This is a genomic window from Kitasatospora sp. NPDC059795 (assembly GCF_042732175.1).
GTDB lineage: Bacteria > Actinomycetota > Actinomycetes > Streptomycetales > Streptomycetaceae > Kitasatospora.
Genome location: NZ_JBHWID010000007.1, coordinates 22574 through 35419, shown reverse-complemented (window position 1 = coordinate 35419; position 12846 = coordinate 22574). Strand labels below are relative to the sequence as shown.

Here is a 12846-nt window from a genome sequence, read left to right as displayed (position 1 = left end):
GCCCGCTGCCGGCGGGCCCCCGACCTACCGGGCCCAAGCTGTGGCTCGGCCCCGCGGCGGTGCTCGCCGCGGCCGCGCTGCTGGTCACCGGCTGCTCCAGCAACGACATGGACTCCGGTTCCAGCACGGCGGCCGGTGCCGCCACCAGCGCGCCGGCGCCCTCCACCAGCGACCAGCTGGAGCAGAACTACCAGCAGGTGATCTCCCAGGTGCTGCCCTCGGTGGTGCAGATCACCGCCGGTGACAGCCTCGGCTCCGGGATCGTCTTCGACGACAAGGGCGACATCGTCACCAACGCGCACGTGATCGGCACCGCGCAGACCTTCACCGTGACGCTGGCCAACAGCACCAAGCCGCTGGACGCCACCCTGGTGGGCAGCGACCCGCAGTCCGACCTCGCGGTGATCAAGCTGAGCAGTCTGCCCAACGGCCTCAAGCCGGCCACCTTCGCGGACAGCTCGAAGGTGGCGGTCGGCCAGATCGCGCTGGCCATGGGCAGCCCGCTGGGCCTGTCCAGCAGCGTCACCGAGGGTATCGTCTCGGCGGTCGGGCGGACCGTCACCGAGCCGCAGACCTCGGGCTCGCCCGGTGCCACCATCGGCAACATGGTGCAGACCTCTGCGGCGATCAACCCCGGTAACAGCGGTGGCGCACTGGTCAACCTCTCCAGCCAGGTGATCGGGATCAACACCCTGACCGCCGTCGACCCCGAGCTGGGCAACTCGGCCGCGCCCGGCATCGGCTTCGCCATCCCCGCTGTCACCGTGACCAGCATCGCCAACCAGCTGATCACCAGCGGCAAGGTCACCAACTCCGGGCGGGCCGCGCTCGGGGTGACCGTCCGCCCCTACTTCGACACCAACTTCCAGCCGGCCGGCGCGGTGATCGTCTCGGTGGCCTCCGGCGGACCGGCGGCCTCCGCAGGGCTGCAGGCGGGCGACGTGATCACCAAGATCAACGACACCGCGATCACCAGCCCCTCCGCGCTGACCACCGCGCTCGCCTCGCTCTCCCCGGGCGACAAGGTGACCGTCGGCTACCAGCGCGACGCCCAGAACCAGACCGCGGACGTCACCCTCGGGACGCTTTAGCCCCGCCCACTCGGGCCCGGAGTGCCGTACCGCGCAAGGGGCGGCACCCCGGGCCCGTCCATGCCCGCCGTCAGCCCCGGCCGGCCCGGGTGCGCCAGGGGAGCTCGACCGCCACCGAGGTCGGGCCGCCGGCCGGGCTGTCCACCACGAACACGCCGTCCACCGACTCGGCGCGCTCGGCCAGCCCGGCCAGCCCGCCGCCCGGGCGTATCTCGGCGCCGCCACGGCCGTCGTCCTGCACCGTGAGCATCAGCCGGTCGTCCTGCCGCCAGACGTCCACCGAGGCGGAGCGGGCACCGGAGTGCTTGGAGGCGTTGGTCAGCAGCTCGCTGACGGTGAAGTAGGCGATGCCCTCGACCGCCGAATCCGGGCGGCCCTCGCCCATCTCGACGTGCACCTTGACACCGCCGGGCAGCGTGCAGCGGGCCGCCACCGAGGACAGCGCGGCATCCAGACCGCGATCCGTGAGCACCGCCGGGTGAATGCCCCGGGCGAGATCACGCAGCTCCTGCAGGGCGAGCTTCACCTCGCCGTGCGCCGCGTCGACCATCTTCTGGGCGGCCACGGGATCCTCCGTCAGCTTCTCCTTGGCCAGACCGAGATCCATCGCCAGCGCCACCAGCCGGGCCTGCGCGCCGTCGTGCAGATCCCGCTCGATGCGGCGCAGATCGGCGGCGGCGTGGTCGACCACCGTGCCCCGGTCGTCCTCCAGCTCGCGGACCCGCTCCTGCAGCGCGCCCGGCGACAGCAGCCCCTCCACCAGCAGCCGGGACACCGCCGCCAGCGCCCGCATCGCCCACGGCAGCACCGGCCAGCCGACGATCAGCAGCACCAGCGTCAGCGTGAAACTGACGATGCCCCAGGGCAGCATCAGCAGGCAGTACAGCGCGGAACGCCAGCTCAGCCCGTCCGACAGCGAGGCGACGACCCAGCCCGCCGGGCCCGGACGCGTCGCCGCCAGCGGCTCCGGTTCGTCGATCCGGCTGCCCAGCGAGGCCCGGGCCCGGACCCGGCCCAGCCGGCCGAACAGGCGGCAGCACGTCAACCCGAAGGCCAGCAGCGGCAGGCCGACGACCGTCACCGCCATGCCGAGGCCGGTCGACAGCAGCGTCACCATCACCGTGAAGGCGGCAATGCCGATCGGGAGGTTCAGCAGCTCGTGCTGGACCTGTTGCCACAGCTGCGGCCCGTACAACGACGGGCGCTTCGCCTTGTCCTCCATGTCGGCGCCCTCTCCTGGTGTTCGCCGGTTCTTTGACGATCACCAGCATCCCGGTTGCGGACACCGGGCCGCCATGGTGCTGCACTCCGTCTTCGTCCGGGGGTTATCCCCACCCCCTGTGCTGAACCCCGCTCCCGGCGGGCCGGCGAAGGCCATTCCGACGGGTGTCCACCGGACGTCTTGCAGAACGGGCAGATGGGGGAGTAGACGAGCGGTGCACATAGACTCCCGCGATAGCGATGGTTATGGACGGGCAAAGAAGAAGGGCGTAACCCATGGAGTGGCAGCCGCTCGCTGCCGACCCCGCCGCCGGCAGCGGCTACTTCGACGCCTACGCGGCGATCGGTCTGCTGGCGGTCATCGGTGTCCTCTTCGTCACGGTGGCTTTCACCGCCAACCGCCTGCTGCGACCGGTGGTCGACACCCCGGAGAAACTGCTCGCCTACGAGTGCGGCGTCGATCCGGTCGGCGAGGGCTGGGCGCACACCCAGATCCGCTACTACGTCTACGCCTTCCTCTACGTGATCTTCGCGGTCGACGCGATCTACCTGTTCCCGTGGGCCACGGTGTTCGCCGCCGCCGGCTTCGGGGCGGCCACGCTGGTGGAGATGTTCGTCTTCATCGGCTTCCTCGCGGTCGGACTGCTCTACGCCTGGAAGAAGGGCGTTCTGGAATGGACGTGACGCACTCCCACGGGACGCCCGGTCAGGGCCCGGTCCCGCTCGGCATCCCCGACCCGGCCAACCCCGGCGCCGCCGTCGAGCAGCGCCGCCTCGGCCCGCTGGCCCGGCTCGCCCCGGACCCGGTCAAGGTGGTGCTCAACTGGGGCCGCCGCTACAGCCTCTGGTGCTTCAACTTCGGACTCGCCTGCTGCGCGATCGAGTTCATCGCCGCGTCCATGGCCAAGCACGACTTCATCCGGATGGGTGTCATCCCGTTCGCGCCCGGCCCCCGCCAGGCCGACCTGATGATCGTCTCGGGCACCGTCACCGACAAGATGGCCCCCGCCGTCAAGCGCCTGTACGAGCAGATGCCCGAACCGAAGTACGTCATCTCCTTCGGCGCCTGCGCCAACTCCGGCGGCCCCTACTGGGACTCCTACTCCGTCACCAAGGGCGTCGACCAGATCATTCCGGTCGACGTCTACGTGCCCGGCTGCCCGCCCCGGCCCGAGGCGCTGCTCCAGGGCATCCTCAAGCTCCAGGAGAAGATCGCCGCCGAGGACGTGCCGCAGCGCTACGCCGCACCCGCCGCCGCGCTGCGCCGGCCGCTGCAGGCTGCGCCCGCCCCCGCCCCCGCCCCCGCTGCCGAGGAGGGCGAACGGTGACCGAGACCCCTGACGTTCCGCCCGCCGGTCCGTCCGCCGTTCCGTCTGCTGCCGAGCGGGCCGCCGCCGCGATCGGGCCGTGGGCGACCGCCGTCGAGGCCTACGACCTGCTCACCGTCACCGTTCCCGCCGAGCACTGGATCGAGGCGCTCACCGCCGCCCGCGACGGCCTCGGCCTCGCGTTCCTCGACTGGCTCAGCGCCGTCGACGAACTCGCCGAGGGCTTCGCGGTCTGCGCCCACCTGGCCGCCGTCGGCGAGCCCGGCCGGGTGCGCCGACTGCTGCTGCGCACCCGGGTGCCGCGCGACAAGGCCGTGCTGCCGACCGCCGTCGGGGTGTACGCCGGTGCCGCCTGGCACGAGCGGGAGACCCGCGAGATGTTCGGCATCGAGTTCCCCGGCCACCCCTTCCCGGCCACGCTGCTGCTGCCGGACGGCTTCGAGGGCCACCCGCTGCGCAAGGACTTCGTGCTCGCCGCGCGAGTCGCCAAGGACTGGCCCGGTGCCAAGGAGCCCGGCGAGTCCGACCACGGCGGCGGCCCGGCCCGACGCAAGATGCTGCCCCCCGGCGTCCCCGACCCGAACGAGTGGGGCCCCCTCAAGGGCACCCTCCCCCCGGTCGCCGAACGCCCCGCCCGCGCGGCCCGCGCCGGAGCGGCGGCCGGCGTCGACCGCCCGCGCCGCGCCCGCAGCGTCGGCGAGGGCTCTGCGAGCCAGGCTGCCCCCGCCGCCGGCACCGCCGCCGATGCGCCGCCGGTCCGGGCCGACCGCCCGCGCCGCAGTCGCAGCGTCGGCGAGGGCTCCGTCAGCCAGGCCACCCCCGAAACACCGGAACCCCCGCGCCGCACCGCCCGGACCCAGTCGTCCGACGCCCCGTGGCACGCCCCCGTCCCGGCCCACGAGAAGTCCGCGGAGAGGCAGCCCGAGGCAGCGCAGCCGGGGTCGGTGAGGCCTGCGGCTGCGAAGGCAGAACCTGCGGGGCCCGAGGCAGAGAAGTCCGGGGCTGTGGAGTCGGAGGCCACGAACGGTGAGCCGGCGAAGGTCGCGCCTGTGGCGGCTGACGCCGTGGAGTCGAAGGCCGCGCAGCCCGAGCCCGCGAGGCCTGCGGCTGTGGAGTCCGAGGTGGCGAAGGCAGAGCCTGCGGTGCCCGGGGTGGAGAAGTCCGAGGGTACGCAGGCCGGTGCCGCGCAGCCTGAACCTGCGGAGTCCGAGGCGACAGGGCCCGCGCTCGCGGGTGCGGTGCCTATGGCGGCGGAGCCTGCCGGCGCGCAGGCCGAGCCCGTTCCGTCCGGGCCTGCGGTGTCCGAGGCGGGAGAGTCTGAGGGCATGCGGGCCGGGGTGGCGAAGCCTGCCGGTGGGCCGGTCGAGGCCGAGCGGCGCGAGCCTGAGCCCGTGAAGCCCGAGCCCGTGAAGCCCGAGCCCCTGAAGCCCGAGGCTGCGGAGGCCGAGCCCGTGAAGCCCGAGCCTGTGAAGCCCGAGCCCCTGAAGCCCGAGGCTGCGGAGGCCGGGGGCGGGGGGAAAACCGGGGTTGTGGAACCTGGGGTTGTGCAGGGGGAGCCCGGTGAGGGTGGGGCTGTGCGGCGGGGAGAGTCCGACAGCGATCAGCAGTCCGAGCAGAACGGAGACAGCGCGTGAACCTTCTCGACACGCTGTTGCGTTGTGTCGGCACGCTGGTGGTGTTCCTGGTGTTGCCGTTGGTGGTCGGTCAGGCCGAGCACAAGGTGATGGCGCACATGCAGGGGCGGCTCGGCCCGATGTACGCGGGTGGGTTCCACGGGTGGGCGCAGTTGGTCGCCGACGGGGTGAAGTTCGCGCAGAAGGAGGACATCGTCCCGGCGGGGGCGGATCGGCGGATCTTCCGGTTGGCGCCGGCGGTCGCGCTGCTGCCGTACCTGTTGGTGCTGCTGGTGATCCCGGTCGGTCCGAACGGGCTGGTCGGGCAGGCGGTGGACGCGGGCATCTTCTTCGTGCTGGCGGTGATGGGCATCGGCGTGCTGGGTTCGCTGATGGCCGGTTGGGCGTCGGCGAACAAGTTCTCGCTGCTGGGCGCGCTGCGCACGGCCGCGCAGCTGATGTCGTACGAGCTGCCGATGCTGCTCGCGGCGGCGTCGGTGGCGATGGCCGCGGGCACCGTCTCGCTGCCGGGGGTGGTGGACGCGTTCCACTGGTGGTGGGTGCCGTGGCAGCTGATCGGCGGGTTCGTCTTCTTCACGGCGGGTCTGGCGGAGCTCCAGCGGCCGCCGTTCGACATGCCGGTCGCCGACTCGGAGATCATCTTCGGCGCGTACACCGAGTACACCGGTCTGCGGTTCGCGCTGTTCCTGTTGGCCGAGTACGCGGGCATCGTGGTGCTCTGCGGGCTGACCACGGTGCTGTTCCTGGGCGGCTGGCACGGCCCGTTCTCCGACAGCCTGGGCTGGCTGTGGACGCTGGTGAAGACGTTCGCGCTGGCGTTCGTGGTGCTCTGGCTGCGGGTCACCTTCCCGCGGCTGCGCGAGGACCAGCTGATGCGTTTCGCGTGGACGGTGCTGATCCCGCTCGCCCTGGCCCAGCTCGCCCTCACCGGCATCGTCAAGGTGGCGATCTCCTGATGAAGTTTCCCGGATCCGGCCTGGCCAAGGGCCTGGCCGTCACCATGCGGACGATGACGCGGAAGACCGTCACCGCGCAGTACCCGGACGTGCAGCCCGACCTGCCGCCGCGTTCGCGCGGCGTCATCGCGCTGCTGGAGGAGAACTGCACGGTCTGCATGCTGTGCGCCCGCGAGTGCCCGGACTGGTGCATCTACATCGACTCCCACAAGGAGACGCTGCCCGCCGCCGACCCGAACGCCCGCGCCCGCACCCGCAACGTGCTGGACCGCTTCGCCATCGACTTCTCGCTCTGCATGTACTGCGGGATCTGCATCGAGGTGTGCCCGTTCGACGCGCTGTTCTGGTCGCCGGAGTTCGAGTACGCGGAGACCGACATCCGCGAGCTCACCCACGAGCGCGACCGGTTGCGCGAGTGGATGTGGACCGTCCCGCCGCCGCCCGCGCACGACGCCGCGGCGGAGGAGCCCAAGGAGATCGCCATGGCCCGCAAGGCCGCCGACAAGCTGGCCGCCGCCGCGGCCGCTGCCGCCGCCGAGGAGGGTGAGCAGAGTTGAGCACCCTGCTGGCCGCGGCGGGCTCGCTGGAGCCCGCCGCGCGCTCGTACCTCTCGCCGACCGGGCAGGAGATCGTCTTCCTGCTGGTCGGTGTGCTGGTGCTCGGCGCGGCCGTCGTCTCGGTGACCACCCGGCAGCTGATGCACGCCGCGCTGTGGCTGGTGGTCGCGCTGGGCGGGCTGGCGGTCGAGTTCCTGCTGCTGACGGCCGAGTTCGTGGCCTGGGTGCAGGTGCTGGTGTACCTGGGCTCGGTGGTCGTGCTGGTGCTGTTCGGCCTGATGCTGACCCGCGCCCCGATCGGCCGCTCCCCGGACGCCGACTCCGGCAACCGCCCGGCGGCGCTGGCCGTCGGCGTGGCCTCCGCCGCGACCCTGGTGACGCTGGTGGTGGACGCGTTCCGCTCGTCCTGGATCGACCTGTCCGGCCCGGTCGGCACCACCCGGCTGACCGGCGAGTTCCTGTTCTCGCACTGGGTGCTGCCGTTCGAGGCGCTGTCGGTGCTGCTGCTGGCCGCGCTGATCGGCGCGATCGTGCTGTCCCGCGCCAAGGGCGACGGGAAGAAGCCGCGGCCCGGGAACCTGCGCACCGCCCTGACGAAGACGAAGGAGCGCTGAGCGTGCACCTCGCCTACCCCGCGGTCCTCGCCGTGCTGCTGTTCAGCGTCGGCGTGTACGGCGTGCTCGCCCGGCGCAACGTGATCCTGGTGCTGATGTCGGTCGAGCTGATGCTCAACGCCGTCAACCTCAACCTGGTCGCCTTCGACGTCTGGCTGCGCGACACCCTGCACGCCGGCCAGGCGCTCACCCTGTTCACCATCACCGTCGCCGCCGCCGAGATCGGCCTCGGCCTGGCCATCGTGCTGCTGGTGTACCGCACCCGCCGCACCGCCGCCGTCGACCGGGTCACCGCGCTCGGCGACCGGCACGAGGCGGACGACCCGGCCGATGCGGCCGAGGAGAAGGAGCAGGCCGCCGCATGAACCTCGCGCTGCCGATCCTCGTCCCCGTCCTGCCCGCGCTCGGCGCCGCCGCCGGGCTGGCCACCGGACGCCGGTACCCCGCGCTGGCCCGCCCGCTCGCGGTGCTGCCGGTCGCGGTGTCCGCCGTCCTCGCCCTGGTGACGGCCCTCCAGCTGGGCACCGGCACCACCCTGGACGCCGCCACCCGGCTCGCCCCCACCGGCGGCCCGGAGATCTCGCTCGCCCTGCACCTGGACGGCTTCACCTCGCTGATCTCGGTGCTGGTCGGCCTGGTCGCCACCTGCGTGCAGATCTACTCCACCGCGTACCTGAAGGACGACCCGCGCTACCCGTCGTACGCGGCGCTGGTCTCGCTGTTCACCGCCGCGATGTTCCTGGTCGTCTACTCCGGCGACCTGATCGTGCTGCTGGTCGGCTGGGAAGTGATGGGCATCTGCTCGTACTTCCTGATCGGCCACCACTGGGAGACCGCCGACGCCCGGGCCGCCTCGCTGAAGGCGTTCCTGGTCACCAAGCTCGGCGACGTGCCGTTCCTGTTCGGCCTGTTCCTGCTCGGCGCGGACGCCGGGACGTTCCGGATCGGCGAGGTGCTGCGGGTCGCCGCCGCGGGCGACCTCCACCACCCCACGCTGATCGCCCTGCTGCTGCTCGCCGGCGTGGCCGGCAAGAGCGCCCAGTTCCCGCTGCACACCTGGCTGCCGGACGCGATGGCCGGCCCGACGCCGGTGTCCGCGCTGATCCACGCCGCGACCATGGTCGCGGCCGGCATCTACCTGGTCGCCCGGCTGCTGCCGGTGTTCCTGCAGTCCTCCGCCGCGCTGGTGGTGCTGGCCGTGATGGCCGCCGTCACCATGATCGGCTCCGCGCTGTGCGCGCTCGCCCAGGACGACCTGAAACGCGTCCTCGCCTACTCGACAGTCGGCCAGCTCGGCTACATGGCCGGCGCGCTGGCCGCCGGCGACCGGCAGGCCGCGGTGTTCCACCTGGTCTCGCACGGTGCGTTCAAGGCCCTGCTGTTCCTCGGCGCCGGCGTCGTCATCCACGCCGCGCACACCAACTCGATCAGCGCGATGGCCCGGATGGACGGCCTGCGCCACCGCATCCCCGACGCCTGGTGGACGATGACCATCGGCCTGCTCGCGCTGGCCGGCGTCTTCCCGTTCTCCGGCTTCTTCTCCAAGGAGTCCGTGCTCGGCGCCGCCGAGCACGCCGCCCACGGCGAGGCCCTGACCGGCGCCCTCGGCCCGGCCTCCGCCGTGCCGCAGGCCGTCGGCTGGACGGTGCTGGTGGCCGGCCTGCTCACCGCGCTGCTCACCGCCGCCTACGCCGCCCGGCTGTGGCTGTCCGTCTTCTACGGCCGGTCCCGCAACGGCGAGGACCTCGCCCCGCAGCCCGGCGCCCCGTACTCCCCAGAGCTCGACGAGGCCGACCCGGCGCACGCCGAACCGGCCGCGATGCGCCTGATCCTGTGGGTGCTGGCCGTCCCCGCGCTGGCCTTCGGCGTGGCCGGACTGCGCACCGACTGGCTGCCCGCGCTGCTCGACGGCGAGTCGCTGCGGGTGTCCGTCGCCACCGGCGTGATCGGCACCGGCGTCGCCGTCGCCGGCCTGCTGATCGGGTACGCCGCCTGGCGCACCGTCAACGCCCGGGCCGCAGCCGGGCAGCCCGCCGCCGACCCCGCCCGGCTGCTGCTCGGCCCGCTGTACCGGCCCGCCCAGCACGGCTTCGGCGTCGACCGGCTGTACAGCACGCTGTTCGTCCGGCCCACCGAGGCCGCCGCCGGGCTGGTCCGGTTCCTGGACCGCGCCGTCGTGGAGACCTACGTCCGCGGCGCCGGCGCCGCACCCGGCTGGCTCGGCCGCGCCGTCCGCTTCGCGCAGACCGGCAACGCCCAGGGCTACCTGAGCGCGCTGCTCGCCGGAGCCGTCCTGCTCGTCGTCCTGGTGGCGGTGGGCTCGTGACCCACCCCCAGCTCTTCCCCGTTCCGGCATTTCCTAGGAGCCACCGATGAACGCGGTCCTCATCGCCCTCCTGGCCCTGCCGCTGCTCGGCGCCGCCCTGATGCTCGCCCCGATCGGCGACCGGCGGGCGCTGCGCCTGGGCACCACCGTCACCGGCGGCACCCTGCTGCTGGCGATCGCCCTCGCCGCCGGGTTCGACCACGGCGCGCCGAGCCGGATGCAGGCCGTCACCGACGTGTCCTGGATCCCCGCGCTGGACGTGCGCCTGCACCTCGGCGTGGACGGCATCTCGCTGCCGCTGCTGGTGCTCACCGCGCTGCTCACCTTCCTGTGCGCCGTGTACTCGTCGAAGAAGCTCCCGGCGGGCCCCGGCGGCCGGGCCTTCACCGGCCTGCTGCTCCTGCTGGAGACCGGCATGCTGGCCACCTTCGCGGTGCTCGACCTGGTGCTGTTCTTCCTGGCCTTCGAGATCGTGCTGATCCCGATGTACTTCCTGATCTCCCGCTGGGGCAGCGGGCAGAAGGTCGCCGCGGCCAACCGGTTCATCCTGTACACCCTGCTCGGCTCCGCCGTGATGCTGCTCGGCTTCCTGCTGATCGGCGTCAAGGCCGGCACCTTCGACATGGTGAAGCTCGCCGACGCGCACGGCTCCGGGCTCTCGCACACCACCCAGCTGATCGCCGCGCTGGCCATCCTGGTCGGCCTGGCCGTCAAGGCCCCCGCCTGGCCGCTGCACTCCTGGCTGCCCGACGCGCACACCGCCGCGCCGACCGTCGGATCGGTGCTGCTGGCCGGCGTGATGCTCAAGATGGGCACCTACGGCCTGGTCCGGGTGCTGCTGCCGATCGTCCCCGACGGCACCGCCACCTACGCGCCCTACCTGGGCGCGTTCGCCGCCGTCGGCATCGTCTACGGCTCGCTGGCCTGCCTCGCCCTCGCCCGGACGGGCGCCAAGGGCGACCTGAAGCGGCTGATCGCGTACTCCTCGGTCGGCCACATGGGCTTCGTGCTGCTCGGCATCGCCTCGCTCACCCCGACCGGCCTGAACGGCGCGCTGTTCGCCAACATCGCGCACGGCCTGATCACCGGCCTGCTGTTCTTCGTGGTCGGCGCCGTCAAGGACCGCTACGGCACCGCCGACCTGGACACCCTCGCCGGGGCCACCGGCGCCGCCCTGTACGGCCGCGCCCCGCGGATCGGCGCGCTGCTCGCGTTCGCCGCCGTCGCCAGCCTCGGCCTGCCCGGCCTGGCCGGATTCTGGGGCGAGCTGCTCGCCATGTACGGCGCGTTCGACCCGGCCGACGGCCTGTCCCGGCCCGCGTTCGTCACCTACATGGTGCTGGCCGGCCTCGGCACCCTGCTGACCGCCGCCTACCTGCTGGTCGTCGTCCGGCGGGTCTGCATGGGCGACCCGAAGCAGCCCGCCCCGGTCGCCGACCTGCCCGACCTCCAGAGCTACGAGGCCGCCAGCTGGACGCCGCTCGCCGCGCTCACCCTGGTGGCCGGCCTGTGGCCGGCGCTGCTGCTCGGCCTCTCCGACCCGGCCGTCAAGCACCTCCTCGGGAGCGGCTGATGACCACCACTCACGACCTGGGGCAGCCCCTCATGACTCCGCTCGCCGTCGCCGACCCGGGCGGCCTGATCCAGTCCGTCGACTGGGTGGCCGTCGCCCCGCCGCTGATCGCCGCGCTCGCCGCCCTCGCCGTGCTGGTCGCCGACCTGTTCCTGCCCGAGGCCCGCAAGCGCCTGCTCGGGTGGCTGAGTGCCGCGGGCCTGCTCGCCGCGCTCGCCATGCTGCTGCCGCTGGTGCTCGGCGACACCCGTTCCACGTTCTGCTTCAAGAGCGGCGGCTGCTCCTACACCGCCGACCACTTCGCGCTCGCCTTCCAGCTGCTGGCGCTCGGCGGCGCGCTGCTCACCGCCCTGCTCTCGCTGCACACCGTCGACGAAGAGAAGTTGCCCGGCGGCGAGTACTGGTTCCTGCTGCTCTCCTCCGCCTGCGGCGCCGCGCTGCTGCCCGCCGCCCGCGACCTCGCCACCCTGGTGATCGCCCTGGAGGTCGCCACCCTGCCCGCGTTCGCCCTGGTCGCGCTGCGCCGGGACGGTCGGGGCGCGGAGAGCGCGCTGAAGTTCTTCCTCTCCTCCGTCACCGCGACCGCCGTGATGCTACTCGGCGTCAGCTTCGTCTACGCCGCCGCCGGAACGATCCAGCTCCAGGGCATCGCCGACGGCCTCGCGCAGGCCCCCGCGCAGCTGAAGCCGCTGGCCGAGGCCGGCGCGGTGCTCACCCTGGTCGGCTTCGCGTTCAAGACCGCTGCCGTCCCCTTCCACTTCTGGGTGCCCGACACCTACGTCGGCGCGCCGCTGCCGGTGGCGGGCTACCTGTCGGTGGTCGGCAAGGCCGCGGGCCTGTCCGGCCTGGCGCTGGTCACCACCGTCGCCTTCCGCCCGTACGGCCACACCTGGGGCCTGGTGCTGGCGGTGCTGGCCGCGCTGACCATGACGGTCGGCAACGCGGCGGCGCTGCGCCAGCGCGCCGACACCCCGTACGGCGCGGTGCGACTGCTCGCCTGGTCCTCGGTCGGCCAGGCCGGCTACCTGCTGGTGCCGCTGGCCGCCGCCGGGTACGCCGACTCCGCCGACCCGCTGGGTGCGACGGTGGCGTACGCGCTGATCTACGGCCTGGTGAACCTGGGCGCGTTCGGCGTGGTCGCGCTGGTCGGCGGCACGGGCCGGCTGGAGTCGTTCCGCGGGCTGGCCTCGCGCAACCGCTGGGCGGCGTTCGCGCTGGCGTTCTTCCTGCTCTGCCTGGCCGGCCTGCCGCCGGGCGTGGTCGGGCTGTTCGGCAAGGTCGTGGTGTTCCGGGCGGCCGTCGACGCCGGCCTGGGCTGGCTGGCCGTGGTGATGGCGGTGAACGTGGTGATCGCGCTCGCCTACTACCTGAAGTGGACCGCCCTGCTGTTCGCGCCGTCCACCTCCGCGGACGTCGCCGTGCCGCGCGTTCCGGCCTCGCTGACCGCCGCGCTCGGCCTTGCGGCGAGCGGCGCGGTGGTGCTGTCGGTGGCTCCGCAACTGGTGCTGCAGGTGGTGTCGGGCAGCCTGTTCTGACCTGTGGTCGA

The 12846-nt window shown here is 73.0% G+C and carries 12 protein-coding genes; 11 read left to right on the top strand and 1 reads right to left on the bottom strand.

Annotated elements, in window-relative coordinates; translation table 11 throughout:
- Positions 1 to 107: 107 nt before the first annotated feature.
- Positions 108 to 1091 carry a S1C family serine protease gene (locus ACFV4P_RS16130; RefSeq protein WP_380472032.1) on the top strand — a complete coding sequence of 328 codons (984 nt, stop codon included), beginning with the start codon at positions 108 to 110 and terminating at the stop codon, positions 1089 to 1091.
- Positions 1092 to 1161: 70 nt separating this feature from the next.
- Here the strand turns inward: ACFV4P_RS16130 and ACFV4P_RS16125 are convergent, their stop codons facing one another.
- On the bottom strand, positions 1162 to 2313 hold the full coding sequence (locus tag ACFV4P_RS16125; RefSeq protein WP_380471489.1) for a sensor histidine kinase: 1152 nt from the start codon (positions 2311 to 2313) through the stop codon (positions 1162 to 1164).
- Between the two features lie 275 nt (positions 2314 to 2588).
- On the opposite strand from ACFV4P_RS16125, the gene ACFV4P_RS16120 reads away from it, so the two are divergent.
- From ACFV4P_RS16120 to ACFV4P_RS16075, 10 genes are read left to right on the top strand one after another with little or no spacing between them, the layout of a single operon-like run.
- Positions 2589 to 2996 (top strand): NADH-quinone oxidoreductase subunit A, encoded by a 408-nt coding sequence (locus ACFV4P_RS16120; protein ID WP_380334388.1) that lies wholly within the window; start codon positions 2589 to 2591, stop codon positions 2994 to 2996.
- On the top strand, positions 2987 to 3640 hold the full coding sequence (locus tag ACFV4P_RS16115; protein WP_380471487.1) for an NADH-quinone oxidoreductase subunit B: 654 nt from the start codon (positions 2987 to 2989) through the stop codon (positions 3638 to 3640). Before ACFV4P_RS16120 ends, ACFV4P_RS16115 begins: the two co-directional genes overlap by 10 nt.
- The gene (locus ACFV4P_RS16110) at positions 3637 to 5274 is read left to right on the top strand and encodes an NADH-quinone oxidoreductase subunit C (RefSeq protein WP_380471485.1); all 1638 of its coding nucleotides are present in this window, start codon (positions 3637 to 3639) and stop codon (positions 5272 to 5274) included. The genes ACFV4P_RS16115 and ACFV4P_RS16110 overlap by 4 nt, the downstream gene beginning before the upstream one ends.
- On the top strand, positions 5271 to 6230 hold the full coding sequence (locus tag ACFV4P_RS16105; protein ID WP_380471483.1) for an NADH-quinone oxidoreductase subunit H: 960 nt from the start codon (positions 5271 to 5273) through the stop codon (positions 6228 to 6230). Before ACFV4P_RS16110 ends, ACFV4P_RS16105 begins: the two co-directional genes overlap by 4 nt.
- Entirely contained in the window at positions 6230 to 6787 is a 558-nt protein-coding gene (locus ACFV4P_RS16100; protein ID WP_380471481.1) for a NuoI/complex I 23 kDa subunit family protein, read from the top strand. Before ACFV4P_RS16105 ends, ACFV4P_RS16100 begins: the two co-directional genes overlap by 1 nt.
- Entirely contained in the window at positions 6784 to 7401 is a 618-nt protein-coding gene (locus tag ACFV4P_RS16095; protein WP_380471479.1) for an NADH-quinone oxidoreductase subunit J, read from the top strand. Before ACFV4P_RS16100 ends, ACFV4P_RS16095 begins: the two co-directional genes overlap by 4 nt.
- A gap of 2 nt (positions 7402 to 7403) precedes the next feature.
- Positions 7404 to 7766, top strand: coding sequence for an NADH-quinone oxidoreductase subunit NuoK (gene nuoK / locus ACFV4P_RS16090; RefSeq protein ID WP_073807845.1), 363 nt, complete (start codon positions 7404 to 7406; stop codon positions 7764 to 7766).
- A complete protein-coding gene (locus ACFV4P_RS16085; protein WP_380471477.1) occupies positions 7763 to 9727 on the top strand; it encodes an NADH-quinone oxidoreductase subunit L in 1965 nt (654 codons plus the stop codon). The genes nuoK and ACFV4P_RS16085 overlap by 4 nt, the downstream gene beginning before the upstream one ends.
- A gap of 46 nt (positions 9728 to 9773) precedes the next feature.
- Positions 9774 to 11300 carry a NuoM family protein gene (locus ACFV4P_RS16080; RefSeq protein ID WP_380471475.1) on the top strand — a complete coding sequence of 509 codons (1527 nt, stop codon included), beginning with the start codon at positions 9774 to 9776 and terminating at the stop codon, positions 11298 to 11300.
- A gap of 32 nt (positions 11301 to 11332) precedes the next feature.
- Positions 11333 to 12835, top strand: a complete 1503-nt coding sequence (locus tag ACFV4P_RS16075; RefSeq protein WP_380472030.1) for an NADH-quinone oxidoreductase subunit N — start codon at positions 11333 to 11335, stop codon at positions 12833 to 12835.
- Positions 12836 to 12846 lie beyond the last annotated feature (11 nt).